This window comes from Stenotrophomonas sp. 1278 (assembly GCF_029892765.1).
Taxonomy (GTDB): domain Bacteria; phylum Pseudomonadota; class Gammaproteobacteria; order Xanthomonadales; family Xanthomonadaceae; genus Stenotrophomonas; species Stenotrophomonas indicatrix.
On sequence record NZ_JARXWD010000007.1, the window covers coordinates 68,190 to 91,420 of the forward strand.

General features: G+C 64.2%; 20 protein-coding genes and 3 tRNA genes. 22 read left to right on the forward strand and 1 reads right to left on the reverse strand.

Features of this window, described 5'->3' with window-relative positions; genetic code table 11:
• Positions 1-6 precede the first annotated feature (6 nt).
• On the reverse strand, positions 7-1,890 hold the full coding sequence (locus tag M2299_RS08995; protein ID WP_238379108.1) for a sulfatase-like hydrolase/transferase: 1,884 nt from the start codon (positions 1,888-1,890) through the stop codon (positions 7-9).
• A 151-nt stretch (positions 1,891-2,041) separates the two neighbouring features.
• Here M2299_RS08995 and M2299_RS09000 point away from each other — a divergent pair, with 151 nt between their 5' ends.
• From M2299_RS09000 to nusA, 22 genes are all read left to right on the forward strand, one after another.
• The gene (locus M2299_RS09000; RefSeq protein WP_280884229.1) at positions 2,042-3,019 is read left to right on the forward strand and encodes a 2-oxoglutarate and iron-dependent oxygenase domain-containing protein; all 978 of its coding nucleotides are present in this window, start codon (positions 2,042-2,044) and stop codon (positions 3,017-3,019) included.
• An 846-nt stretch (positions 3,020-3,865) separates the two neighbouring features.
• Positions 3,866-4,621, forward strand: coding sequence for a triose-phosphate isomerase (gene tpiA / locus M2299_RS09005; RefSeq protein ID WP_025876190.1), 756 nt, complete (start codon positions 3,866-3,868; stop codon positions 4,619-4,621).
• A gap of 50 nt (positions 4,622-4,671) precedes the next feature.
• Complete coding sequence (secG, locus tag M2299_RS09010; protein WP_025876192.1) at positions 4,672-5,109, forward strand: preprotein translocase subunit SecG; 438 nt, start codon at positions 4,672-4,674, stop codon at positions 5,107-5,109.
• Positions 5,110-5,160: 51 nt separating this feature from the next.
• A tRNA-Leu gene (locus M2299_RS09015) sits at positions 5,161-5,245 on the forward strand.
• Between the two features lie 112 nt (positions 5,246-5,357).
• Positions 5,358-5,714 carry an NADH-quinone oxidoreductase subunit A gene (locus M2299_RS09020; RefSeq protein WP_005414075.1) on the forward strand — a complete coding sequence of 119 codons (357 nt, stop codon included), beginning with the start codon at positions 5,358-5,360 and terminating at the stop codon, positions 5,712-5,714.
• Complete coding sequence (locus M2299_RS09025) at positions 5,705-6,259, forward strand: NADH-quinone oxidoreductase subunit B (RefSeq protein WP_025876198.1); 555 nt, start codon at positions 5,705-5,707, stop codon at positions 6,257-6,259. Before M2299_RS09020 ends, M2299_RS09025 begins: the two co-directional genes overlap by 10 nt.
• A gap of 33 nt (positions 6,260-6,292) precedes the next feature.
• The gene (locus tag M2299_RS09030; protein ID WP_025876200.1) at positions 6,293-7,039 is read left to right on the forward strand and encodes an NADH-quinone oxidoreductase subunit C; all 747 of its coding nucleotides are present in this window, start codon (positions 6,293-6,295) and stop codon (positions 7,037-7,039) included.
• Positions 7,036-8,343 carry an NADH-quinone oxidoreductase subunit D gene (locus M2299_RS09035; RefSeq protein WP_025876202.1) on the forward strand — a complete coding sequence of 436 codons (1,308 nt, stop codon included), beginning with the start codon at positions 7,036-7,038 and terminating at the stop codon, positions 8,341-8,343. Before M2299_RS09030 ends, M2299_RS09035 begins: the two co-directional genes overlap by 4 nt.
• A gap of 97 nt (positions 8,344-8,440) precedes the next feature.
• Positions 8,441-8,968, forward strand: coding sequence for an NADH-quinone oxidoreductase subunit NuoE (nuoE, locus tag M2299_RS09040; RefSeq protein WP_025876204.1), 528 nt, complete (start codon positions 8,441-8,443; stop codon positions 8,966-8,968).
• 4 nt (positions 8,969-8,972) lie between these two features.
• The gene (nuoF, locus tag M2299_RS09045) at positions 8,973-10,313 is read left to right on the forward strand and encodes an NADH-quinone oxidoreductase subunit NuoF (protein ID WP_025876206.1); all 1,341 of its coding nucleotides are present in this window, start codon (positions 8,973-8,975) and stop codon (positions 10,311-10,313) included.
• Positions 10,310-12,544 (forward strand): NADH-quinone oxidoreductase subunit NuoG, encoded by a 2,235-nt coding sequence (nuoG, locus tag M2299_RS09050; protein WP_025876207.1) that lies wholly within the window; start codon positions 10,310-10,312, stop codon positions 12,542-12,544. Before nuoF ends, nuoG begins: the two co-directional genes overlap by 4 nt.
• Complete coding sequence (gene nuoH / locus M2299_RS09055; RefSeq protein WP_025876209.1) at positions 12,541-13,635, forward strand: NADH-quinone oxidoreductase subunit NuoH; 1,095 nt, start codon at positions 12,541-12,543, stop codon at positions 13,633-13,635. Before nuoG ends, nuoH begins: the two co-directional genes overlap by 4 nt.
• A 3-nt stretch (positions 13,636-13,638) precedes the next feature.
• Positions 13,639-14,127: an NADH-quinone oxidoreductase subunit NuoI gene (nuoI, locus tag M2299_RS09060; RefSeq protein WP_005417924.1), complete on the forward strand. Its 489-nt coding sequence runs from the start codon at positions 13,639-13,641 to the stop codon at positions 14,125-14,127.
• A gap of 9 nt (positions 14,128-14,136) precedes the next feature.
• On the forward strand, positions 14,137-14,796 hold the full coding sequence (locus M2299_RS09065) for an NADH-quinone oxidoreductase subunit J (RefSeq protein WP_025876216.1): 660 nt from the start codon (positions 14,137-14,139) through the stop codon (positions 14,794-14,796).
• Positions 14,793-15,104, forward strand: a complete 312-nt coding sequence (gene nuoK, locus M2299_RS09070; RefSeq protein ID WP_032951897.1) for an NADH-quinone oxidoreductase subunit NuoK — start codon at positions 14,793-14,795, stop codon at positions 15,102-15,104. The genes M2299_RS09065 and nuoK overlap by 4 nt, the downstream gene beginning before the upstream one ends.
• A gap of 7 nt (positions 15,105-15,111) precedes the next feature.
• On the forward strand, positions 15,112-17,271 hold the full coding sequence (gene nuoL / locus M2299_RS09075) for an NADH-quinone oxidoreductase subunit L (protein WP_140226410.1): 2,160 nt from the start codon (positions 15,112-15,114) through the stop codon (positions 17,269-17,271).
• Between the two features lie 23 nt (positions 17,272-17,294).
• Positions 17,295-18,803, forward strand: a complete 1,509-nt coding sequence (locus M2299_RS09080; RefSeq protein WP_025876221.1) for an NADH-quinone oxidoreductase subunit M — start codon at positions 17,295-17,297, stop codon at positions 18,801-18,803.
• A gap of 15 nt (positions 18,804-18,818) precedes the next feature.
• Positions 18,819-20,279, forward strand: coding sequence for an NADH-quinone oxidoreductase subunit NuoN (gene nuoN / locus M2299_RS09085; RefSeq protein WP_025876222.1), 1,461 nt, complete (start codon positions 18,819-18,821; stop codon positions 20,277-20,279).
• A 129-nt stretch (positions 20,280-20,408) separates the two neighbouring features.
• Positions 20,409-20,485 (forward strand) — tRNA-Met (locus M2299_RS09090).
• An 84-nt stretch (positions 20,486-20,569) separates the two neighbouring features.
• A tRNA-Met gene (locus M2299_RS09095) sits at positions 20,570-20,646 on the forward strand.
• Positions 20,647-21,046: 400 nt separating this feature from the next.
• A complete protein-coding gene (gene rimP / locus M2299_RS09100) occupies positions 21,047-21,637 on the forward strand; it encodes a ribosome maturation factor RimP (RefSeq protein ID WP_025876223.1) in 591 nt (196 codons plus the stop codon).
• A gap of 4 nt (positions 21,638-21,641) precedes the next feature.
• A complete protein-coding gene (nusA, locus tag M2299_RS09105; RefSeq protein ID WP_025876225.1) occupies positions 21,642-23,153 on the forward strand; it encodes a transcription termination factor NusA in 1,512 nt (503 codons plus the stop codon).
• Positions 23,154-23,231: the final 78 nt, after the last annotated feature.

The following is a 23,231-nucleotide window of genomic DNA, read 5'->3' on the forward strand; positions in this document are numbered from 1 at the left end:
TTGGATTCAGCGGTTGCGGAAGCGCGTCAGCGCTTCCCATGCCGCGCGGATGCTGGCGGCGTCGGGGGTCTGTTGCGGCAGGGGGCGGTAGCGCGCATCGAGCGCGGTGGCGTTGCCGAATTTGTCGAACACGTAGATCGCCTCGCCATTGCGCACCGCACGCTGCGACCAGCTTTCCACCACCAGCGCACGCTTGCCGGTCGGTGCAGCCAGCAGGTCGTGGCCGGTGCTGTAGTCGGTCAATGCGTTCTCGCAGCCCAGGCCGTGGCGCATCAGCGTCGGCACCCAGTCTTCATGCGAACTGACCCGCGCGTCGCGGCCGCCACCCTGGCCGGGCCAATGCAGCACGAAAGGCACCTGCAGCTGGTGGTTGGAGAAGTTGCCGTTGTGGCCCCAGTAGTTGAGTTTGAGGTCGTTGAATTCCTCGGCGTGGTCACCGGTCACCAGCACGATCGTGTCCTGGTCCAGTCCCTGTGCACGCAGGTCATCCAGCAGCGATCCAATCAGGCTGTCGGCGTAATGCACCGCGGTGTGATAACGGTTCAATTCCGGCGTTGGATCGTGCTCGGGGCCGAACTTGAGAAAATCGATGGCATCGGCCATCGGCGTAGCGAGCGGCGGATAGCCGGCCGGCATGTGGTAGGGCGCGTGGGTGGAATCGAGGAACACGAAACCAAACCACGGGCGCTGCGCAGCCTGGCTGGCGCGGATGTCCTTCTGCAGTCCAGCGACGATGGCGGCATCACGGCCGTCGGAGGTCAGTTCGGACGGCCCCTGGTGCAACTGGTCGCGGACATCGGCGAACGCTGTGCGATCGAACTCCGGGCTGTACAGCGGCGCGCTGCCATACAGATGCAGGTCATAGCCCTGCTGTCCCAGCACCTTGAACAACTGCGAGCCGCGCTGCTCGTCGAGCATGCTGGGCCAGTAGCCACCCGGCAGGCCGTACAGCAGCCCGAACAGACCATAACGGGTGGCGTTGCCAGTGCTGAAATGATGTTCGTATACCCGCGAGGAACGGGCCAGTTGCGACACGTTGGGCATGAACTGCGGGGTGAGCACGTCATGGCGCAACGACTCCAGTACCACCATCAGCACGTTCGGCCGCTGGTGGCTCTGGCAGCGCAGGGGCTGCAACGGATAGTTGAGCTGGGCATGGCGCGGATCGGGCAGGCCGACCTGGTGCTGGCTGACCACGCCGAAGCGGCGCATCGCGCTCTTGGCGGTGATCGGCTGCGCCCATGGCAGGTAGTTCCATTGGCTGATCACTGCGCGTTCGCCGAGCGCGTCGTAGTAGGCAGTGGCGACCTGGCCGCCGCCCATCAGCAGGGCAACCACCGCCCAGGCCTGCAGTACCCGCCGCCGCCGTGGCGCTGCGGGCAGCAGCTTCCAGCACGCCCAGGCCAGCAGGCCCTGCGCGGCGAAAATCGCCGATACCAGAGCCGCCGCCTGCAGCCAGGTCTTCCAGGACAGGCTGACCTGATCCTGCAGGGCGCCGCCGAACACCATGTTGGCAACCATCGCGTTGAGGTGGAAGCGATACAGCGCGAAGACCTTGGCATCCACCAGCAGCAGGCACAGCCACAGGCCCTGGCAGATCACCGCCGAGACGCTCAATGCGCGCGCGCTGCGCGGCCACAGGCCGATGGCCAGCGGCAGCAGGCCAGCCAAGGCACCGAACGCGAGCAGGTGGCCAGGCAGGGCGAACGCCAGATAAGCCAGGCCGAGCGTGCCGCCGGGGTTATCGCGTAGCGGCACGTTGCCCAGCGCGATGAGCGCGGCCAGCACGGCGTTGGCGGCCACGAACAAGGACCACCAGGCCAGCCGGCGCCAGCGTCGGGCAGGGCCGGAAATAACAGCGGCGGTGGCGTCGGGCAGGGCGGCATCCATGGCGGGGCGGGTTCAGGTGGGCAACGGGGCGATTCCCGGCGTGACGAAGTCGTTAAACCGCGCGCGGGTGGCGCATTGTATCGGTTTGTTTCAGCGTGTCGGTGGCGTGTTCCGATCTATCTGTCACAATGTTCAGATCGGTCGCCATTGCATGGCGGGCCCGTACCGACTCAACGACAAGCCAGGAACCGCTGTGAGCCAGATCCCCACCCTCGACATCACCCGTTTCGACAGTGACCGCGACGCCTTCGTGGCCGAGCTGGGGGCGGCATATCGCCAATGGGGGTTTGCTGGCATCCGCAACCACGGCATTCCGCAGGCCGACATCGATGCGGCCTACGACGTCTTCAAGGCCTTCTTCGCACTGCCGGATGAGACGAAGCGGAAGTACCACGTGGCTGGCAGCGGCGGCGCCCGTGGCTATACCCCGTTCGGTGTGGAGACCGCCAAGGGCTCCAAGCACTTCGACCTGAAGGAGTTCTGGCACATCGGCCGCGAGATCGCCGACGACTCCAAGTATCGGGACGTGATGGCGCCGAACCTGTGGCCGTCCGAGGTCGAGGGCTTCCGTGAGCGTGGTTACGGCCTGTACCAGGCGTTGGACAACCTGGGTTCGCGCGTGCTTTCGGCCTTGGCTCTGCACATCGGCCTGCCGGAGCACTTCTTCGCCGACAAGACCAATTTCGGCAATTCGATCCTGCGCCCGATCCACTACCCGCCGATCACCACCGACGACATTCCCAACGTGCGCGCTGGTGCGCATGGCGACATCAACTTCATCACGCTGCTGGTCGGTGCCAGCGCGGCAGGCCTGGAAGTGCAGTCGCATGACGGAGACTGGGTGCCGTTCACCTCGGACGAGGACACCATCGTGGTCAACATCGGCGACATGCTGCAGCGCCTGACCAACCACGTGTATCCGTCGACCATCCACCGGGTGGTCAATCCCCCGGGTGAGCTGGCCCGTCAGCCGCGCTATTCGGTGCCGTTCTTCCTGCACCCGAACCCGGATTTCCTGATCGACGTGCTGCCTTCGTGCATCACCGAGGAGAACCCGAGCCGGTACCCGGAACCGATCACCGCGCACGGCTTCCTCGAAGAGCGCCTGCGCGAGATCAAGCTGAAGTAACAAGAAGGCCGCCGAAAGGCGGCCTTCTTGTTACGGGTAGCGCCGGGCCATGCCCGGCGAGCGCAGCGGAGGGGGTTCGGCAGGGTTGCACCCTGCACCCGCAGAGGCCAGAGCCAAAGCCAAGGCCAAGGCCAAGGCCAAGGCCAAAGCCAAAGCCAAAGCGGCTCTGGGCTTCTGTGGGTTGGGCGGGGCGGTGTGGCCTGGCAGGACACGCCGTAAACCCATCCCTGGGGGCTCGATGGCGCCTTGCTCGTGTGCGCTGTCCTGCGCGCACGGCAAGACCGGGGTTGGGCGTCCTGCCCAACCCGCCCGAGGCATGCCTCGGGCCCATGGCGCCAACGGTCCTGCCAACCCACACCGCCCCGCCCCCGACAATTTCCCGCGGCTGTTGGTAGGTGTCGACCTTGGTCGACACGATCTATCTATTTATCCACGCCATGCGTGGATGAGATCTGTCAGGTCTCGAAGCAGGGAGGGGTTGAAGCTCTGCTTTCGCTTTCGCTTTCGCTTTCGCTTTCGCTTTTGCTCTTGATCTTCTTTTTTCTTTCCGTGGCGGGCGGAATCGCCGGAATGTGTCAGGGGCCGGCCGGGTGGGCTGCGCAGGGCGCAGGCGCCATGGATGGCGCCTACGAGCTTACAAGGATGTACTTGCAGCGTCCCCTGCGCAGCCCACCCGACCGGCCAGCCTCCAGATCCCCACCGGGCTCTCCGCGACCAACCAGCCCCAACCCCTGCCACGAGGGGCTGCGCCGTTGGCTGAAAATCCATGTAACCGCTTACACGGAAACGGTTTTTTGCCGCAGCAGGTATCATGGGCGGCTGAGTTCACACAGGAGCCACCCGCTCATGCGCCGCAAGATCGTCGCTGGAAACTGGAAGCTGCACGGCAGCCGTCAATTCGCCACCGAACTGCTGGGGCAGGTCGCTGCCGGGCTGCCCAAGAGCGGGGTGGAGGTGGTCATCCTGCCGCCGATGCCCTATCTGGGTGAGCTGGTCGAAGACTTCGGCGAGACCGGCCTGGCCTTTGGTGCACAGGACGTCAGCAGCAACGAGAAGGGCGCCTACACCGGTGAGGTCTGTGCGGCCATGCTGCACGAGGTGGGTGCCCGCTATGGTCTGGTCGGCCACTCCGAGCGCCGCCAGTACCACAACGAGAGCAGCGAACTGGTCGCGCGCAAGTTCGCTGCCGCCCTGCATGCTGGCCTGGTGCCGGTGCTGTGCGTCGGTGAAACCCTTGAGCAGCGCGAGGCCGGGCAGACCGAGGCGGTCATCGCCAGCCAGCTGGCCCCGGTGCTCGAGCTTGTCGGGGCCGCAGGCTTCGCCAATGCCGTGGTCGCCTACGAGCCGGTCTGGGCGATCGGAACCGGCCGTACCGCAACCAAGGAGCAGGCGCAGCAGGTGCACGCGTTCATTCGTGGCGAAGTCGCGCGCATCGATGCTAGAATTGCTGATTCACTGCCCATTGTTTACGGCGGTAGCGTGAAGCCCGACAATGCCGGGGAACTGTTCGCGCAGCCGGATGTCGATGGTGGGCTGGTTGGTGGTGCCTCCCTGGTGGCCGCCGACTTCCTGGCCATCGCAGAGGCGGCGGCAAACAATTAGTTACGGTTGCCGGCTAGCCGCCGGCACTCTAGTCCGAGGGCGGATTTCCAATGCTGATGTTGATCCTCAATGTCGTCTACGTGCTGGTTGCCGTGGCCATGGTCGCGCTGATCCTGATGCAGCGTGGCTCGGGTGCGGCGGCAGGTTCGGGCTTTGGCGCTGGCGCCTCGGGGACCGTGTTCGGTGCGCGTGGCGCGTCCAACTTCCTGTCCAAGTCGACCAAGTGGCTGGCCGTGGTGTTCTTCGGCATCAGCCTCTTCATGGCCTGGTACGCCGGCCATGGCAACCGCCCGGCCGCCGATCAGGATCTGGGTCTGATGTCCGCCCCGGCGGCCAGCGCTCCGGCCGCTCCGGCGGGCGAATTGCCGGCCGTTCCGAAGGCCGATGCGGTCCCGGCCGCCCCGGTTCCGGCCGCAACTGTGCCGGCTCAGGCGGAATCTTCGGTTTCTGGTGAAGAAAAGCCTTCGGAAGGCTCCCAGAAAGACTGAAGCCGGTTACAATACGCGGCGCATCGGGAAGATAGTCTGATGTGATCGTTTGCCCAGGTGGCGGAATTGGTAGACGCACTACCTTGAGGTGGTAGCGACTTAGGTCGTAGGGGTTCGAGTCCCCTCTTGGGCACCATTTAGTAAGTAAAGCGGGTTGGTCTGGCGCGCAAGGCGCCAGGCAGCTTCCCGTCCACTCCCCCATGCCAAAGCGCCTGCAGGCGCAGCGGCAGAGGCAAGAGAGAATCGCTGTGCTGGCCGAATATTTGCCGTCTCTGCTGTTTCTGATCGTTGCCACCGGTATCGGCATTACGCTGATGCTGGTTGGTCGATTCCTCGGTCCCCGCCGCCCCGATCTGGAAAAGCTGTCGCCGTACGAGTGCGGCTTCGAAGCCTTCGAAGACGCGCGTATGAAGTTCGACGTGCGCTACTACCTGATCGCGATCCAGTTCATCGTCTTCGACCTGGAAATCATCTTCATCGTGCCGTGGACGCAGGTCTTCATGGAGCTTGGCGCGCGTTCGCTCGTCACCATGGGTCTGTTCGTCGGCATGCTGTTCCTCGGTTTCATCTATGTCTGGAAGAAGGGAGCGCTGGAATGGGAGTGATTCAGACTCTCGATGGCCTGATGACCAATCCTGTCCCGGAAGGGCGGGTTGACGACATCCTGCGGCCGGAAGGCGACAACCCGCTGCTGGAAAAGGGCTTTGTCACCACCAGCGTCGATGCGCTGCTGAACTGGGCACGCACCGGCTCGATGTGGCCCATGACCTTCGGTCTGGCCTGCTGTGCGGTCGAAATGATGCACGCAGGTGCAGCGCGCCTGGACCTTGACCGCTACGGTGTGGTGTTCCGCCCGTCGCCGCGCCAGTCCGACGTGATGATCGTCGCCGGCACCCTGGTCAACAAGATGGCCCCGGCGCTGCGCAAGGTCTATGACCAGATGCCCGACCCCAAGTGGGTGATCTCCATGGGCAGCTGCGCCAATGGCGGTGGTTACTACCACTATTCCTATTCTGTGGTGCGCGGCTGTGATCGCGTGGTGCCGGTGGACGTCTACGTCCCGGGCTGCCCGCCGACCGCCGAGGCGCTGGTGTACGGGATCCTGCAGCTGCAGAAGAAGATCTGGCGTACACAGACCATCGCCCGCTGACCCCTTCACCTGACAAGAGCGCGCCAAGCCCCCATGGCAGAGCAAGCATCCTTCATCGACCGACTCTCCGCACGTTTCGCTGGTGCGAAGGTCATCGTGGTCGAACCCCGCGGCGAAGTGACGCTGGAAGTGCCTGCCGCTGAGTGGCACGCCACCGCCCTCGCGCTGCGTGACGAGTTTGGTTTCGAGCAGGCCGTGGACCTCTGCGGCGTCGATTACCTCGGTTATGGCTCCGATGAGTGGGACACCGCCGACGTGTCCTCGCAGGGCTTCAGCCGCGGTGTCGAGGGCAAGGCCCAGGGCCGCTTCGCCTGGGGCGAGTTCCCCAGCGAAGAGAGCGCCGACGGTGCCCGTCCGCAGCACATGCCGACCCAGCGCTTTGCCGTGGTCGCACAGCTGCGTTCGTACCAGCACAACCTGATGATGCACCTGCGCTGCTTCGCGCCTGACGAAGCGCTGCCGGTGGTGTCCTCGCTGACCAGCATCTGGCCGGGCCTGAACTGGTTCGAGCGCGAGGCGTTCGATCTGTATGGCGTGATCTTCGAAGGTCACCCGGACCTGCGTCGGATCCTGACCGACTACGGTTTCGTCGGCCATCCGTTCCGCAAGGACTTCCCGCTGATCGGCAACGTCGAAGTCCGCTACGACGAAGAAAAGAAGCGTGTCATCTACGAACCGGTCACCTCGGTGGAGCCGCGCGTCGGCGTGCCGCGCGTGATCCGCGACGACGCCCGCCTGCAGACCGCTGCCGGCGAGCGCTCGCAGGAGGCAGTGAAGTGAGTCACGTACACCAGGCCGGCGAAGCATTCGCCAGCAACGCTGCCGAAAGCCGGCAGGAAATCCGCAACTACACCATGAACTTCGGCCCGCAGCATCCGGCCGCGCACGGTGTGCTGCGCCTGATCCTGGAGATGGACGGCGAGACCATCATGCGTGCCGACCCGCACGTGGGTCTGCTGCACCGGGGTACCGAGAAGCTGGCCGAATCCAAGCCCTTCAACCAGTCGATCGGCTACATGGATCGCCTGGATTACGTGTCGATGATGTGCAACGAGCACGCCTACGTGCGCTCGATCGAGACCCTGATGGGCATCGAGGCGCCGGAGCGCGCGCAGTACATCCGCACGATGTTCGACGAGATCACCCGCATCCTGAACCACTTGATGTGGCTGGGTTCCAACGCGCTCGACCTGGGTGCGATGGCGGTGATGCTGTACGCCTTCCGCGAGCGCGAAGAGCTGATGGACTGCTACGAAGCGGTCTCCGGCGCGCGCATGCACGCGGCGTACTACCGTCCGGGCGGTGTCTACCGCGACCTGCCGGACCACATGCCGAAGTACAAGGAATCGCGCTGGCACAAGGGCAAGGCCCTGAAGAACCTCAACGCCTCGCGCGAAGGTTCGCTGCTGGACTTCCTGGAGAACTTCACCAATGAGTTCCCGGGCCGTGTCGACGAATACGAGACCCTGCTGACCGACAACCGTATCTGGAAGCAGCGTACCGTCGGCATCGGCGTGGTCACCCCGGAGCTGGCCCACCAGTGGGGCATGACCGGCGTGATGCTGCGTGGCTCGGGCGTCGCCTGGGATCTGCGCAAGAAGCGCCCCTATGCGAAGTACGATGCCGTCGATTTCGACATCCCGCTGGGCAAGGAAGGCGATTGCTACGATCGCTACCTGTGCCGCGTTGCCGAAATGCGCGAGTCCAACCGCATCATCAAGCAGTGCGTGGCATGGCTGAAGGCCAACCCCGGCCCGGTCATGGTCAAGAACTTCAAGGTCGCTCCGCCCAAGCGCGAGGACATGAAGGACGACATGGAAGCGCTGATCCATCACTTCAAGCTGTTCAGTGAAGGCTATTGCGTGCCGGCCGGCGAGACCTACGCTGCGGTTGAAGCGCCCAAGGGCGAATTCGGCTGCTACCTGGTTTCCGACGGCGCCAACAAGCCGTTCCGCGTACACCTTCGTGCGCCGGGCTTTGCCCACCTGTCCTCGATCGATTCGATCGTGCGCGGCCACATGCTGGCCGACGTGGTGGCGATGATCGGTACCTACGATCTGGTGTTCGGCGAGGTTGACCGGTAATGCCGTCCGCCACGCCAACGCCCGCTGCAGGCAGCCGGCGCAAGCCGGCGCCGCAGTTTCTGCAATTTCACGTTATGCATTTCGCTGAGGTCGGCCGATGAAGGCGACAGGTAATTTCGAGGCGGCGCGCGACGTCGACCCGATGGTGGTGTTGAGCGACAAAACCCGCGCTCACATCGATCACTGGCTGTCCAAGTTCCCGCCGGACCGCAAGCGCTCTGCCGTGCTGCAGGGTCTGCATGCTGCCCAGGAGCAGAACCAGGGCTGGCTGACCGACGAGCTGATCGCCGGCGTGGCCAAGTACCTGGACCTGCCGCCGGTGTGGGCCTACGAGGTTGCCAGCTTCTACTCGATGTTCGAGACCGAGAAGGTGGGTCGCAACAACGTGGCCATCTGCACGAACATCAGCTGCTGGCTCAATGGCGCCGAAGACATCGTGCGCCATTGCGAGAAGAAGCTGGGCATCAAGAACGGTCAGTCGACCGCTGACGGCCGCGTCTACCTCAAGCGCGAGGAAGAGTGCCTGGCCGGCTGCGCGGGTGCACCGATGATGGTCATCAATGGTCACTACCATGAGCGTCTGACCCTGGAAAAGGTCGACGAGCTTCTGGACGGGCTGGAGTAAGGGCATGGCACATCACCACGAATCCAAGGGTCCGGTCGGCCCCGCGCCGCTGCCGCACCAGGTGGTCTACACCACCCTGCATTACGACACCCCGTGGTCGTACGAAAGCTATCTGAAGACCGGTGGCTACGCTGCCCTGCGCAAGATCCTCGAAGAGAAGATCCCGCCGGAGCAGGTCATCGAGATGGTCAAGGCCTCGGGCCTGCGCGGCCGCGGCGGCGCCGGTTTCCCGACCGGCCTGAAGTGGTCCTTCATGCCCAAGGGCAACGTGCAGAAGTACATCCTCTGCAACTCGGATGAATCCGAGCCGGGCACCTGCAAGGATCGCGACATCCTGCGCTACAACCCGCATTCGGTGGTCGAAGGCATGGCGATTGCCTGCTACGCCACCGGTTCGACCGTGGGCTACAACTACCTGCGCGGTGAATTCCACCACGAGCCGTTCGAGCACTTCGAGCAGGCCCTGGCCGATGCCTATGCAAACGGCTGGCTGGGCAAGAACGTGCTGGGCTCGGGCGTGGATATCGACATCTACGGCGCCCTGGGTGCCGGCGCCTACATCTGCGGCGAAGAAACCGCGCTGATGGAATCGCTGGAAGGCAAGAAGGGCCAGCCGCGCTACAAGCCGCCGTTCCCGGCCAATTTCGGCCTGTATGGCAAGCCGTCGACGATCAACAACACCGAAACCTACGGTTCGGTGCCGGCGATCATCCGCAATGGTCCGGAGTGGTTCAAGGGCCTGAGCCTGACCGCCAATGGCGGCCCGAAGTGCTTCTCGGTGTCCGGCTGCGTGCAGAAGGGCGGCAATTTCGAAGTGCCGCTGGGCACCACCTTCGACGACCTGCTGGAAATGGCCGGCGGCCTCAAGCCGGGTCGCAAGCTGAAGGGCGCGATCCCGGGCGGCGTGTCCATGCCGGTCCTGACCGCGGCCGAACTGAAGGGCCTGCCGATGGACTACGACACCATCCGTGCGCTGGGCTCCGGCCTGGGCTCCGGTGCGGTCGTGGTGCTGGATGACAGCGTCTGCTGCGTCAAGTTCGCCTGCCGCATCAGCCAGTTCTTCCACAAGGAATCCTGTGGCCAGTGCACCCCGTGCCGCGAAGGTACCGGCTGGATGCACCGCGTGCTGGAGCGCATCGTCGCCGGCAAGGCCACGATGGAAGACCTGCACCAGTTGAAGACCGTGGCCGGCCAGATCGAAGGCCATACCATCTGTGCGTTCGGCGAAGCGGCGGCATGGCCCATCCAGGGCTTCCTGCGCCAGTTCTGGGACGAATTCGAGTACTACATCGTCAACGGTCATTCGATGGTTGACGGCAAGAAGGTGGAGGCAGCCGCTGCATGAGCGCGCAACCCATAAATCCCAGCGTGCCACCGGACCACGTCACCATCGAGATCGATGGCAAGTCGCTGGTCGTGCCCAAGGGTTCGATGATCATCCAGGCCGCCGACAAGGCGGGCATTTCGATTCCGCGCTTCTGCTACCACGAGAAGCTGCCGATCGCTGCCAACTGCCGCATGTGCCTGGTGGATGTGGAAAAGTCGCCGAAGCCGGCACCGGCCTGCGCCACGCCGGTGATGGAAGGCATGAAGGTCGCCACCCGCAGTGAAAAGGCGCTGAAGTTCCAGCGCTCGGTGATGGAGTTTCTGCTGATCAACCACCCGCTGGATTGCCCGATCTGCGATCAGGGCGGCGAGTGCGAACTGCAGGACGTGTCGCTGGGCTACGGCCGTTCGGTCAGCCGCTTCAACGAGCGCAAGCGCGTGGTGGCCGACGAGGACATGGGCCCGCTGGTTGCCACCGAGATGACCCGCTGCATCCAGTGCACCCGCTGCGTCCGCTTCACCGCCGACGTTGCCGGTACCTATGAACTGGGTGGCATGTACCGCGGTGAAAACCTGCAGATCGGCACCTACGACGGCAAGCCGCTGACCACCGAGCTTTCGGGCAACGTCGTCGACGTGTGCCCGGTCGGCGCGCTGACCAACAAGGTGTTCCAGTTCCGCGCCCGTCCGTGGGAACTGACCGCGCGCGAATCGCTGGGCTACCACGACGCGATGGGCTCGAACCTGTTCCTGCACGTGCGTCGCGGCGAAGTGCTGCGTACCGTGCCGCGCGACAACGAGGCGGTCAACGAGTGCTGGCTGTCCGATCGTGACCGTTATTCGCACCAGGGCCTGTACAGCGAAGACCGTGCGGTCAAGCCGCTGCGCAAGGTCAACGGCGAGTGGAAGGAAGTGAGCTGGGCTGAAGGCCTGGCCGCGGCCGCCGAGATCCTCAAGGCCAACCAGGGCGACAACCTGGGCGTGCTGGTGCACCCGTCGACGTCGAACGAAGAGGGCGCACTGCTGGCCCGCCTGGCCACCGGCCTGGGTTCGGCCAACATCGACCACCGCATCAACAACCGCGACTTCTCCGACGCCGCCACTGCCGAAGTGTTCGGCCTGCCGCTGGCCGAGATCGAAGGCGCGGACCGCATCGTCGTGCTCGGCAGCAACATCCGCCACGAGCTGCCGTTGCTGCACGCCCGCCTGCGCAAGGCGCAGACCCAGAACGGCGCGAAGATCCACGTGGTCAACCCGGTCGACTTCGACTTCGCGTTCAGCGTTGCCGGCAAGCAGATCGTGGCTCCGTCGAAGTTCGCCGATGCGCTGGCCAACGCCGAGCTGCGTTCGGCGGTGCAGGGCGGTACCAATACGGTGCTGATCGTCGGTGGCATCGCCGAGAACCATCCGCAGGCTGCCGCGATCCGCGCCGCTGCGCGTGATTTCGCCGCCGCCACCGGTGCCAAGCTGTGCCGCATCCCACAGGGCGCCAATGCGATCGGCCTGACCCGCGCCGGCGTACTGCCGGCCGGCAAGGACGTCGCTGCGATGCTGGCCGATCCGCGCAAGGCCTACGTGGTTTACGGCCTGGAACCGGGCCTGGACTTCGCCGATGCTCCGGCCGCGCGCAAGGCGCTGGTCGGCGCACAGGTGGTGGCCTTCAGCCAGTTCGCCTGCGCCTCGACCCGCGACGTTGCCGACGTGATCCTGCCGATCGGTGCGCTGCCGGAAATCGATGCCACCCTGACCAACCTCGATGGTCGCGAGCAGTCGGCGCGTGCCGGCGGCAAGCTGCCGGGCGAGGCCCGCGAGGGCTGGCGCGTGCTGCGTGCACTCGGCGGTGAGCTGGCCGTGGCCGGTTTCGAGTTCATCGACCTGGCCGGCCTGCGCGCCAGCCTGGCACCGGTGAACGTGCAGGTGTCCGCTTCGGCACAGCCGGTGCTGGCGGGCGAGGGCATGGAAGTGGCCTCGACCGCTGCGATCTACCGCACCGATGCGGTGGTCCGTCGCGCCCCGGCGCTGCAGTCGCATCCGCTCAACAACGCCCCGCGCATCGTGCTCAACGCTGACGATGCCGCCCGCCTGCAGCTGCAGGAAGGGCAGATGGCCAAGGTCGGCACCGATGCCGGCAAGGCCACCCTGCCGGTGGTGGTCGACGCCCGCGTCGCTGCGGGTTCGGTCTGGATTGAATCGGGCCACGGCGCAACCGCGCCGCTGGGTGCCGCTCGTGTTTCGGTGGTGGCTGCATGAACGAATTGCTGATTAACGCGGTCGATCCGCTGCACCAGTGGCTGCTTGGCCTGGGTGACATCGGCGCGCTGATCTGGATCATCCTGAAGATCCTGGTGATCACCGTCCCGGTGATCGTCTCGGTGGCCTTCTACGTGGTCTGGGAACGCAAGCTGATCGGCTGGATGCACGTCCGCCACGGCCCGATGTACGTGGGCATGGGCATCTTCCAGGCCTTCGCCGACGTCTTCAAGCTGCTGTTCAAGGAAGTCCTGCAGCCCAGCAGCGCCAACAAGGCGATCTTCCTGCTGGCGCCGCTGATCACCCTGGCCCCGGCCTTCGCCGCGTGGTCGGTGGTGCCGTTCGACCATCAGCTGGTGCTGTCCAACGCCAATGCCGGCCTGCTGTACCTGCTGGCGATGACCTCGCTGGGCATCTACGGCATCATCCTTGCCGGTTGGGCCTCCAACTCGAAGTACGCGTTCCTGGGTGCCATGCGCGCCTCGGCGCAGATGATCAGCTACGAAATCGCGATGGGCTTCGCCCTGGTCGGCGTGATGATCGCTTCGGGCAGCCTCAATCTCAGCAACATCGTGATGGCCCAGGCCGGCAGCTCCGGCTTCTTCGACTGGTTCCTGATCCCGCTGTTCCCGCTGTTCGTCGTGTACTGGGTGTCCGGCGTCGCCGAAACCAACCGCGCGCCGTTCGACGTGGTGGAAGGCGAGTCGGAAATCGTCGCCGGCCACATGGTCGAGTACTCCGGCGGTGCGTTCGCCCTGTTCTTCCTGGCCGAATACGCGAACATGATCCTGATCAGCTTCCTGATCTCGATCTTCTTCCTCGGCGGCTGGCTGAGCCCGATCCAGGGCTGGGTCAACCCGGGCGAGATCTCGCCGTTCATCGACTGGATCTGGAAGGGCGGCTGGCCGTGGCTGTTCGTCAAGGTCTTCTTCTTCGCCAGCGCCTACATCTGGTTCCGAGCAAGCTTCCCGCGCTTCCGCTATGACCAGATCATGCGCCTGGGCTGGAAGGTCTTCATCCCGCTGACCATTTTCTGGATCGCGGTTACCGCCGTCATGGTGTTCTTCGGCGTGATTCAAAAGGGCGTCTAAGTGATGAACAGGATTACCCATTACTTCAAGAGCCTGCTGCTGCTCGAACTGCTGGCCGGTCTCTGGCTGACGCTGAAGTACAGCTTCAAGCCGAAGTACACGATGATGTACCCGATGGAGAAGTTCCCGCAGTCGCCGCGCTTCCGTGGCCTGCATGCCCTGCGCCGTTATCCCAACGGTGAAGAGCGCTGCATCGCCTGCAAGCTGTGCGAAGCGGTGTGCCCGGCATTGGCCATCACCATCGATTCGGCCAAGCGCGAGGACGGCACCCGCCGTACCACGCGTTACGACATCGATCTGTTCAAGTGCATCTTCTGCGGCTTCTGTGAGGAAAGCTGCCCGGTGGACTCGATCGTCGAGACCCACATCCTCGAGTACCACTTCGAGAATCGTGGCGAAAACATCGTTACCAAGCCGCAGCTGCTGGCCCTGGGCGACCGTCTCGAATCCGAGATCGCCGAGCGTCGTGCCGCCGATGCCGCTTACCGCTGAGGTCGAGAGATGGATTGGGTAAATATCGCTTTCTGGGTCTTCGCCATCGCGGCAACGGTTTCGGCCGGTGCGGTGATCAGCGTGCGCAACCCCGTGCACGCCGTCCTGTGCCTGGTGCTGACCTTCTTCTCCATCGCCTGCGTGTGGCTGCTGGTCGGCGCCGAGTTCCTCGGCGTGGCACTGGTGCTGGTCTACGTTGGTGCGGTGATGGTGTTGTTCCTGTTCGTGGTGATGATGCTCGACATCGATCCGGACAAGCTGCGTGAAGGCTGGGTGCGCTACCTGCCGGTCGGCCTGATCGTGGCCGTGGCGATGCTGGTGCAGATGCTGATCCTGATCGGCGTGAAGGGCAGGACGGTCAACCCGTTCCCGGCCGACAACGCCGCCGCGCTCGCCGCCGACAGTTCCAACGTCACCTGGCTGGCACGCAGCCTGTTCACCGAGTACCTGCTGCCGTTCGAGTTCGCCGCCGTCATCCTGACCGTGGCCGTGGTCGCCGCGGTGATGCTGACCCTGCGCCGTCGTGAAGGCCTGAAGACGCAGAACCCGTCGCAGCAGACCATGGTCAAGGCACACGACCGCCTGCGCATGGTCAAGATGGACGCCGAACAGCCGCAGATCCACAGCAACAGCACGCCGGCCGCGGGCGACGAGGAGACCAAGGCATGATCTCGATCACTCTGGGCCACATCCTGGCGCTGGGCGCGGTGCTGTTCTGCATCAGCCTCGCCGGCATCTTCCTCAACCGAAAGAACATCATCGTCCTGCTGATGTCCATCGAGTTGATGCTGCTGTCGGTCAACATCAATTTCGTCGGGTTCTCCCGGGAACTGGGGGACACGGCCGGCCAGCTGTTCGTGTTCTTCATCCTGACCGTGGCTGCTGCCGAGGCCGCCATCGGCCTGGCGATCCTGGTGACCCTGTTCCGTACACGCCGCACGATCAATGTCGGCGAAGTCGATTCGTTGAAGGGCTGATCCACAGATGGAAATCACTCTCTCCAAGAGTCTGTTGATCGCAGTGGTGCTTGCACCGCTGTTCGGCAGCATCATCGCCGGCCTGTTCGGTCGCCAGGTCAAGCGCTTCGGCGCGCAGACCATCACGATCCTCGGTGTCGCGGTTGCCTGCGGCCTGTCGATGCACACGCTCTACCAGCTGCTGTGGGGCGGGGCGCAGCCGTTCAACCAGAACCTGTACACGTTCTTCGAAGTCGGCCAGTACTCGGCCCACGTCGGCTTCATGGTCGACAAGCTGACCGCGATGATGATGGTGGTGGTGACCTTCGTGTCGCTGCTGGTCCACATCTACACGATCGGCTACATGCAGGATGATCCGGGTTACCAGCGGTTCTTCAGCTACATCTCGCTGTTCACCTTCTCGATGCTCACCCTGGTGATGAGCAACAACTTCCTGCAGCTGTTCTTCGGCTGGGAAGCAGTGGGCCTGGTGTCGTACCTGCTGATCGGTTTCTGGTTCAAGCGCCCGACCGCGATCTTCGCCAACATGAAGGCGTTCCTGGTCAACCGCGTCGGCGACTTCGGCTTCCTGCTGGGCATCGCTGGCGTGTTGTGGGTGTTCGGTACCCTGGACTATTCGCAGGTGTTCTCGCAGGCCGGCATGCTCGCCGACCCGCGCGCCCAGCTGCAGATCTGGGACGGCACCATGTTCGGCATGCAGCTGCTGAACGAGCCGGTGATCTGGTCGATCGCCACCGTCATCTGCATCGGCCTGTTCATCGGTGCGATGGGCAAGTCGGCCCAGGTTCCGCTGCACGTCTGGCTGCCTGATTCGATGGAAGGCCCGACCCCGATCTCGGCACTGATCCACGCCGCGACGATGGTGACCGCCGGTATCTTCATGGTCACCCGCATGTCGCCGCTGTTCGAGCTGTCGCAGACCGCGTTGAACTTCATCCTGTTCATCGGTGCCACCACCGCGTTCTTCACCGGCCTGATCGGCATCGTGCAGAACGACATCAAGCGCGTCGTCGCGTACTCCACGCTGTCCCAGCTGGGTTACATGACCGTGGCGCTGGGCGTGTCGGCGTACTCCGCTGCCGTGTTCCACCTGATGACCCATGCCTTCTTCAAGGCGCTGCTGTTCCTGGGTGCCGGCTCGGTCATCATCGCGATGCACCACGAGCAGGACATGCGCAAGATGGGCGGCCTGCGCAAGTACATGCCGATCACCTTCATCACCATGTGGATCGGTACCCTGGCCCTGGTCGGTACGCCGTTCTTCTCCGGCTTCTACTCGAAGGACACCATCATCGAGGCCGCCGAGATCCACGCCCACATGCAGAACAGCTGGGTGGCCACCTATGGTTACTGGGCGGTGCTGGGTGGCGTGCTGGTGACCAGCTTCTACAGCTTCCGCCTGCTGTTCCTGACCTTCCACGGCAAGGAACGCTTCCGCGACGCGCATGACGATCATGGCCATGGTCATGACGACCACCATGCTGCCGATGCACATCATGCCGACGCGCATGACGACCACGGCCATGGCCACGGTCCGCATGAGCCGCATGAAACGCCGTGGGTGGTGACGCTGCCGCTGATCCTGCTGGCCATCCCGTCGATCGCCATCGGTTTCTTCAGCATCGGTCCGATGCTGCATGGCACCGACTGGGCCGGTCACCACGCCCATGCGGCGATCAAGGGCCAGGTCAACACGTTCTTCACCGGCATCGTCGATTTCTACGATCCGGCCAAGAACACCGTGGCCTTCCTGGGCGAGGAGTTCCATGGTCCGGTGGCGTTCGCGCTGCACGGCATGATGCTGCCGCCGTTCTGGCTGACCCTGGCAGGCTTCCTGCTGGCTGCGTTGTTCTACCTGTGGAAGCCGGACCTGTCGGGCAAGGCACGCAAGACCTTCGCCCCGGTGGTGTCCGTGCTGGAAAACAAGTACGGCTTCGACAAGCTGTGGATCGATGGCTTTGCCGGTGGCAGCGTCAAGCTGGGCAAGGTCTCGCGCTGGATCGACAGCAACATCGTCGACGGTGTGGTCAATCTCTCGGCACGTGTTGTGGACGTCGCAGCCAGCGTGCTGCGCCGTACCCAATCCGGTTTCCTCTATCACTACGCCTTCGCGATGATCATCGGCCTGATTGCCCTCCTGGGCGTGCTGATGCATTACCTGCGTTGATGACCTGTACGGAATAAGAAGACGTGTCGAACTGGCCTCTACTCAGTGTCCTCATCTGGCTGCCGATCCTCGGCGGTGCCCTGATCCTTGCGATCCGTGATGCGCAGACCGCCCGCTGGGCGTCGCTGGGCGTCGCGGTGCTGACCTTCGTGGCGAGTCTGTCGCTGCTGGGCGGCTACAACCCGGGCATCGACGCGCTGCAGTTCGTCGAGACCCACGCCTGGATCCCGACCTACAACATCGGCTACAACCTGGGCGTGGACGGCATCGCCGTAGCGCTGATCCTGCTCACCACGCTGGTCAGCGTGCTCGCCCTGATCGGCGCCTGGAGCGCGATCGACAAGCGCGTGAACCAGTACGTGGCCGCTTTCCTGATCCTGGAAGGTGTCACCGTCGGCATCTTCGCCGCCACGGACGCGATGCTGTTCTACGTGTTCTTCGAGGCGATGCTGATCCCGATGTTCCTGATCATCGGTGTCTGGGGTGGCCCGCGTCGCATCTACGCCGCACTGAAGTTCTTCCTGTACACCTTCCTCGGCTCGGTGCTGATGCTGGTGGCGCTGATCTACCTGTACATGAAGGGCGGCAGCTTCCAGCTGGCCGACCTCTACGCACTGCAGCTGTCGGGCAAGGAACAGACCTGGATCTTCTTCGCCTTCCTGATCGCGTTCGCGGTCAAGGTGCCGATGTTCCCGGTGCATACCTGGCTGCCGGACGCGCACGTGGAAGCGCCGACCGCCGGTTCGGTGATCCTGGCCGCCATCGCGCTGAAGATCGGTGGATACGGCTTCCTGCGCTTCAACCTGCCGATCGTTCCCGATGCCTCGCAGGAATGGGCATGGCTGGTCATCGCGCTGTCGCTGATCGCAGTGATCTACGTCGGCCTGGTTGCCCTGGTGCAGGACGACATGAAGAAGCTGATCGCCTATTCATCGATCGCGCACATGGGCTTTGTCACCCTGGGTACCTTCATCGCCCTGTGGCTGGTGCGTGAAGCCGGCAACGTCGATGCGGCCCGCCTGGGACTGCAGGGCGCCATGGTGCAGATGATCTCGCACGGCTTCGTGTCCGGCGCGATGTTCTCCTGCGTCGGCGTGCTGTACGACCGCATGCACAGCCGCCGCATCGCCGATTACGGCGGCGTGGTCAACGTGATGCCGTGGTTCGCCACGTTCGCCATGCTGTTCTTCATGGCCAACGCCGGCCTGCCGGGCACCAGCGGTTTCGTCGGTGAATTCATGGTCATCCTGTCGGCGTTCCAGCGGAACCCGTGGATCGCCCTGGGCGCAGCCACCACCCTGATCATCGGTGCGGCCTACACCCTGTGGCTGTACAAGCGCATCTTCTTCGGTGAGGTGGCCAACAGCCACGTCGCCGAACTGAAGGACATCAACGGCCGCGAATGGCTGGTGCTGGGCGTGTTCGCCATTGGCGTACTGGCCCTGGGCATCTACCCCAAGCCGCTGACCGACCTGATGGAGCCCTCGATCGCAAAGCTGGCGATGCAGATCGCATCCAGCAAGTTGCTGTAATTCCAGGATTTGATGATGACCACCTCGCCGCTGCTGCCACTGACCGCTGCTGACCTGCCACCGCTCGCTCCCGAGCTGGTGCTGATCGGCAGTGCCTTCGCCCTGATGATCCTCGACCTGTTCGTCAGCGAACGGAACAAGATCGTCACCCACCTGTTCTCGGTCGCCGCACTGGCCGTGGTGCTGTTCATGCTGGCCACCGGCGTGGGCGGGCAGGGGGAGGTCTTCCATGGCATGTTCGTGCGCGATACCGCCGCGGACGTGATGAAGACCGGGATCGTGCTGCTCAGCGGCCTGACCCTGATCTACGGCTGGGGCTACCTGCGCGAGCGCAAGCTGTTCCAGGGCGAGATTCCGGTGCTGATCCTGTTCGGCACCGCCGGCATGATGATCCTGGTGTCCGCCGGCAGCCTGCTGATGGTGTACCTGGGCCTGGAACTGCTGGCCCTGTGCTCCTACGCACTGGTTGCCAGCAACCGTGACAACGGCTTGGCCTCGGAAGCGGCGATGAAGTACATCGTGCTCGGTTCGCTGGCCTCGGGCCTGCTGCTGTACGGCATGTCGCTGATCTACGGTGCCACCGGCAGCCTGCACTTGGACGCCATCCAGGCCGCCATCCCGCACTCGGAAGAGCGCGTGCTGCTGGTCACCGGCGCGGTGTTCATGATTGCCGGCGTTGCCTTCAAGCTGGGTGCCGCACCGTTCCACATGTGGCTGCCCGACGTGTACCAGGGTGCCCCGGCGCCGGTCGCGCTGTTCATCAGCTCGGCGCCGAAGCTGGCCGCCTTCGGCATGGCCTACCGCCTGCTGGAAATGGGCGTGGGCCCGCTGTCCACCGAACTGCAGCTGCTGATCGCTGGCCTGGCCGCGGTCTCGCTGGTGATCGGCAACCTGATGGCCATTGCGCAGAGCAACCTCAAGCGCATGCTGGCGTTCTCCACGGTCTCGCATATCGGCTTCCTGCTGATGGGCATCGCCGGCGGCGGTTCGCAGGGCTATGCGGCCGCGCTGTTCTACGCCCTGGCCTACGCGATCATGTCGACTGCTGCTTTCGGCGCGATCATCGCGCTGTCGCGCGCCGGTTTCGAGGCCGAGAACATCGAGGACTTCAAGGGCCTAAACGCCCGCAACCCGTGGATGGCCGGCCTGGTGCTGTGCATCATGGCGTCGCTGGCAGGCATTCCGCCGTTCCTCGGTTTCTGGACCAAGCTGGCCGTACTCGGCGCTGCCATCAATGGCGGCCTGCTGTGGCTGGCGATCCTGGGCGTGCTGTGTGCCGTGGTCGGCTGCTTCTACTACCTGCGTGTCATCAAGGTCATGTACTTCGATGAGCCGGTGGGCGAGGCCATGCCGCGCAGCAAGGATCGCGTGCTGGGTGTCGTGCTGGGCGTGAACGCACTGGCATTGCTGGCGCTCGGCCTGGCCTGGAACCCGATCATGGTCTGGTGCCAGCAGGCATTTGCGCATCTTGCATAAAAGTTGACACAAAGCTGCGCGATTCGTGTAATATACGCAGCTTGAGTTGTCACTGCAGCGGTTCAGCCAGAACATCGTTGCGGAGCGCCTCCCTCGCCAGAGTGGAGGCAGCGGTTCAAACACTTCCGGTGCGGGGTGGAGCAGTCTGGCAGCTCGTCGGGCTCATAACCCGAAGGTCGCAGGTTCAAATCCTGCCCCCGCTACCAACACATCGAATCGGCGCCAACCAATTCGATGAATGAGGAAAAGCTTGCAGGTTTTGAAGTTATCCCTCATAATTCCGCTTCTGATGCGGGGTGGAGCAGTCTGGCAGCTCGTCGGGCTCATAACCCGAAGGTCGCAGGTTCAAATCCTGCCCCCGCTACCAAGTAAAGAATGCGCCTTCGAAGCTCTGCTTCGAGGGCGTTTTTCTTTGCGGCTTCCGCCGATCCGCCGGGCATGGTCCGGCGCTATCATCGCGCGGTCACCCGGTAGCGCCGGGCCATGCCCGGCGAGTGCAGCGGAGGGTTTCAGGACGGCCGCAGCCTTGCACCAGAGCGGTGCAGGGGCTATCATCAGCGGCCTAGAAGTACCCCTGACGGCGGCACTCCCGATCGGAGATCCACCCGGAAGGAGGGCCGCAGCACGCTTGTTCAGCGCGTTGCAACCGGAATCCAGTCACCGGAGTCTTTCCGGAAAAGGGGCCCAGCGGGCCCTTCGTCGTTTTCGGGGCGTCATGTTTCCATGCTGGCCAAGGCCGGCACCCAACCAAGAGATCAAGGCAGGCTGTGAGCGACAAGGCAACCGACATCGCGAATCTGCTCGCCCCGACCGTTGTGTCGCTGGGCCTGGAGCTGCTGGGCGTTGAGTATCTGCCGGCCCCCGGCGGTGCGACCCTTCGCCTTTACATCGACGTGCCGCTGGCGGAACAGCCGGAGCGCATCATCAATGTGGACGACTGTGAGCGGGTAAGCCGCGAAGTGTCCGCACAGATGGACGTCGAAGACCCGATCAGCGGCAATTACACGCTGGAAGTGTCTTCGCCGGGCGTGGATCGCCCGCTGTTCAACCTGGAGCAGTTCGGTCGTCACCTTGGCGAATCGGCCAAGGTCACCCTGAAGCTGCCGCAGGAAAACCGTCGTCGCCTGCAGGGTCGCATCGAAGCGATCGATGAGGCGCAGGGCAGCATCACCTTCATCGTCGACAACGCCGCACTGGTGGTGTCGGCCGACAACATCGACAAGGCGCGGATCATGCCTGACTGGGTGGCGCTGGGGCTGGCCCCGAGCAAGCCGACCGGTCCGGCACCGAAGCGTCCGAAGCCGAACAAGAATTCTTCTTCCAACGAGCCGGCGGCAAAGAAGCCGCGCGCGGAGTGAGCCAATGAGCAAGGAACTGTTGCTGGTAGTGGACGCGGTCGCCAACGAGAAGGGCGTGCCGCGTGAAGTGATCTTCGATGCCATCGAGGCCGCCCTGGCCTCGGCAGCGAAGAAGCGCTATCCCGACGAGGAAGTGCTGACCCGCGTGGTCATCGACCACAAGGATGGCAACTACGAAACCTTCCGCCGCTGGGAAGTGGTGGCCGACGACGTAGTGATGGAATCGCCGGATCGCCAGATCCGCCTGATGGACGCCATCGACGAAGCCGAAGGCGTGGATGTCGGCGATTACATCGAAGAGCAGATCGAGAACCCCGACTTCGGTCGCATCGCCGCCCAGGCCGCCAAGCAGGTGATCGTGCAGCGTGTGCGCGAAGCCGAGCGCCAGCAGGTGGTCGATGCCTGGGCCGATCGCGTCGGTGAGCTGATCACTGGTGTGGTCAAGCGCGCCGAGCGCGGCAACATCTATGTCGACCTGGGCGGCAACGCCGAAGGCTTCATTCCGAAGGACAAGGGCATTCCGCGTGATGTCCTGCGTGCCGGCGACCGCGTCCGCGGCTACCTGGCCGAAGTGCGTTCGGAGCCGCGTGGCCCGCAGCTGTTCATCAGCCGCGCAGCGCCGGAATTCATGATCGAGCTGTTCAAGCTGGAAGTGCCGGAAGTCGGCCAGGGCCTGGTGGAAATCAAGGCCTGCGCCCGCGATCCGGGCGACCGCGCCAAGATCGCCGTGCTCGCCCACGATGCCCGCACCGATCCGATCGGCGCCTGCATCGGCATGCGTGGTTCGCGCGTGCAGGCCGTGTCCAACGAGCTCAATGGCGAGCGCGTGGACATCGTCCTGTGGAACGAGAACCCGGCCAACTTCGTCATCAACGCGATGGCGCCGGCCGAAGTGCAGTCGATCATCGTCGATGAAGACAAGCATTCGATGGACCTGGCCGTTGCTGAAGACCGCCTGGCCCAGGCGATCGGCAAGGGCGGCCAGAACGTGCGCCTGGCCAGCCGCCTGACCGGTTGGCAGCTGAACGTGATGACCCAGGACCAGGTGACCGCCAAGTCGGAAGCCGAGCAGGCTTCGGCTCGCCAGCTGTTCATGGACAAGCTGGAAGTGGACGAGGAAATCGCTGGCATCCTGGTCAGCGAAGGCTTCGGCACGGTCGAGGAAATCGCATATGTACCGGTCGGCGAACTGCTGGCCGTGGAAGGTTTCGACGAAGACATCGTCGAAGAGCTGCGCGCACGTGCCCGCGATGCGCTGCTCAATGAGGCCCTGGCAGTCGAGGAAGGCCTGGAGGACGGCCAGCCGGCGCAGGACCTGCTGTCCCTGAAGGGCATGGACGAAGCCACCGCATATGCGTTGGCCGGCCACGGCGTGCGTACCAGCGAGGACTTGTCCGACCTGGCCGCCGACGAGGTCATGGACTTCGGCATCGAAGGGCTGGACCAGGAGCGCGCCGCGGCGCTGATCCTGGCCGCGCGTGCCGAGGAAATCGCCCGACTGGAACGCGGCGAATGAGCCGGCAATGAACAGGGCCCTGAGCCGATCAGGGCGTAGAATCCGCGCCACCTCCAGATGCGGGGGGGCGCCCACAAG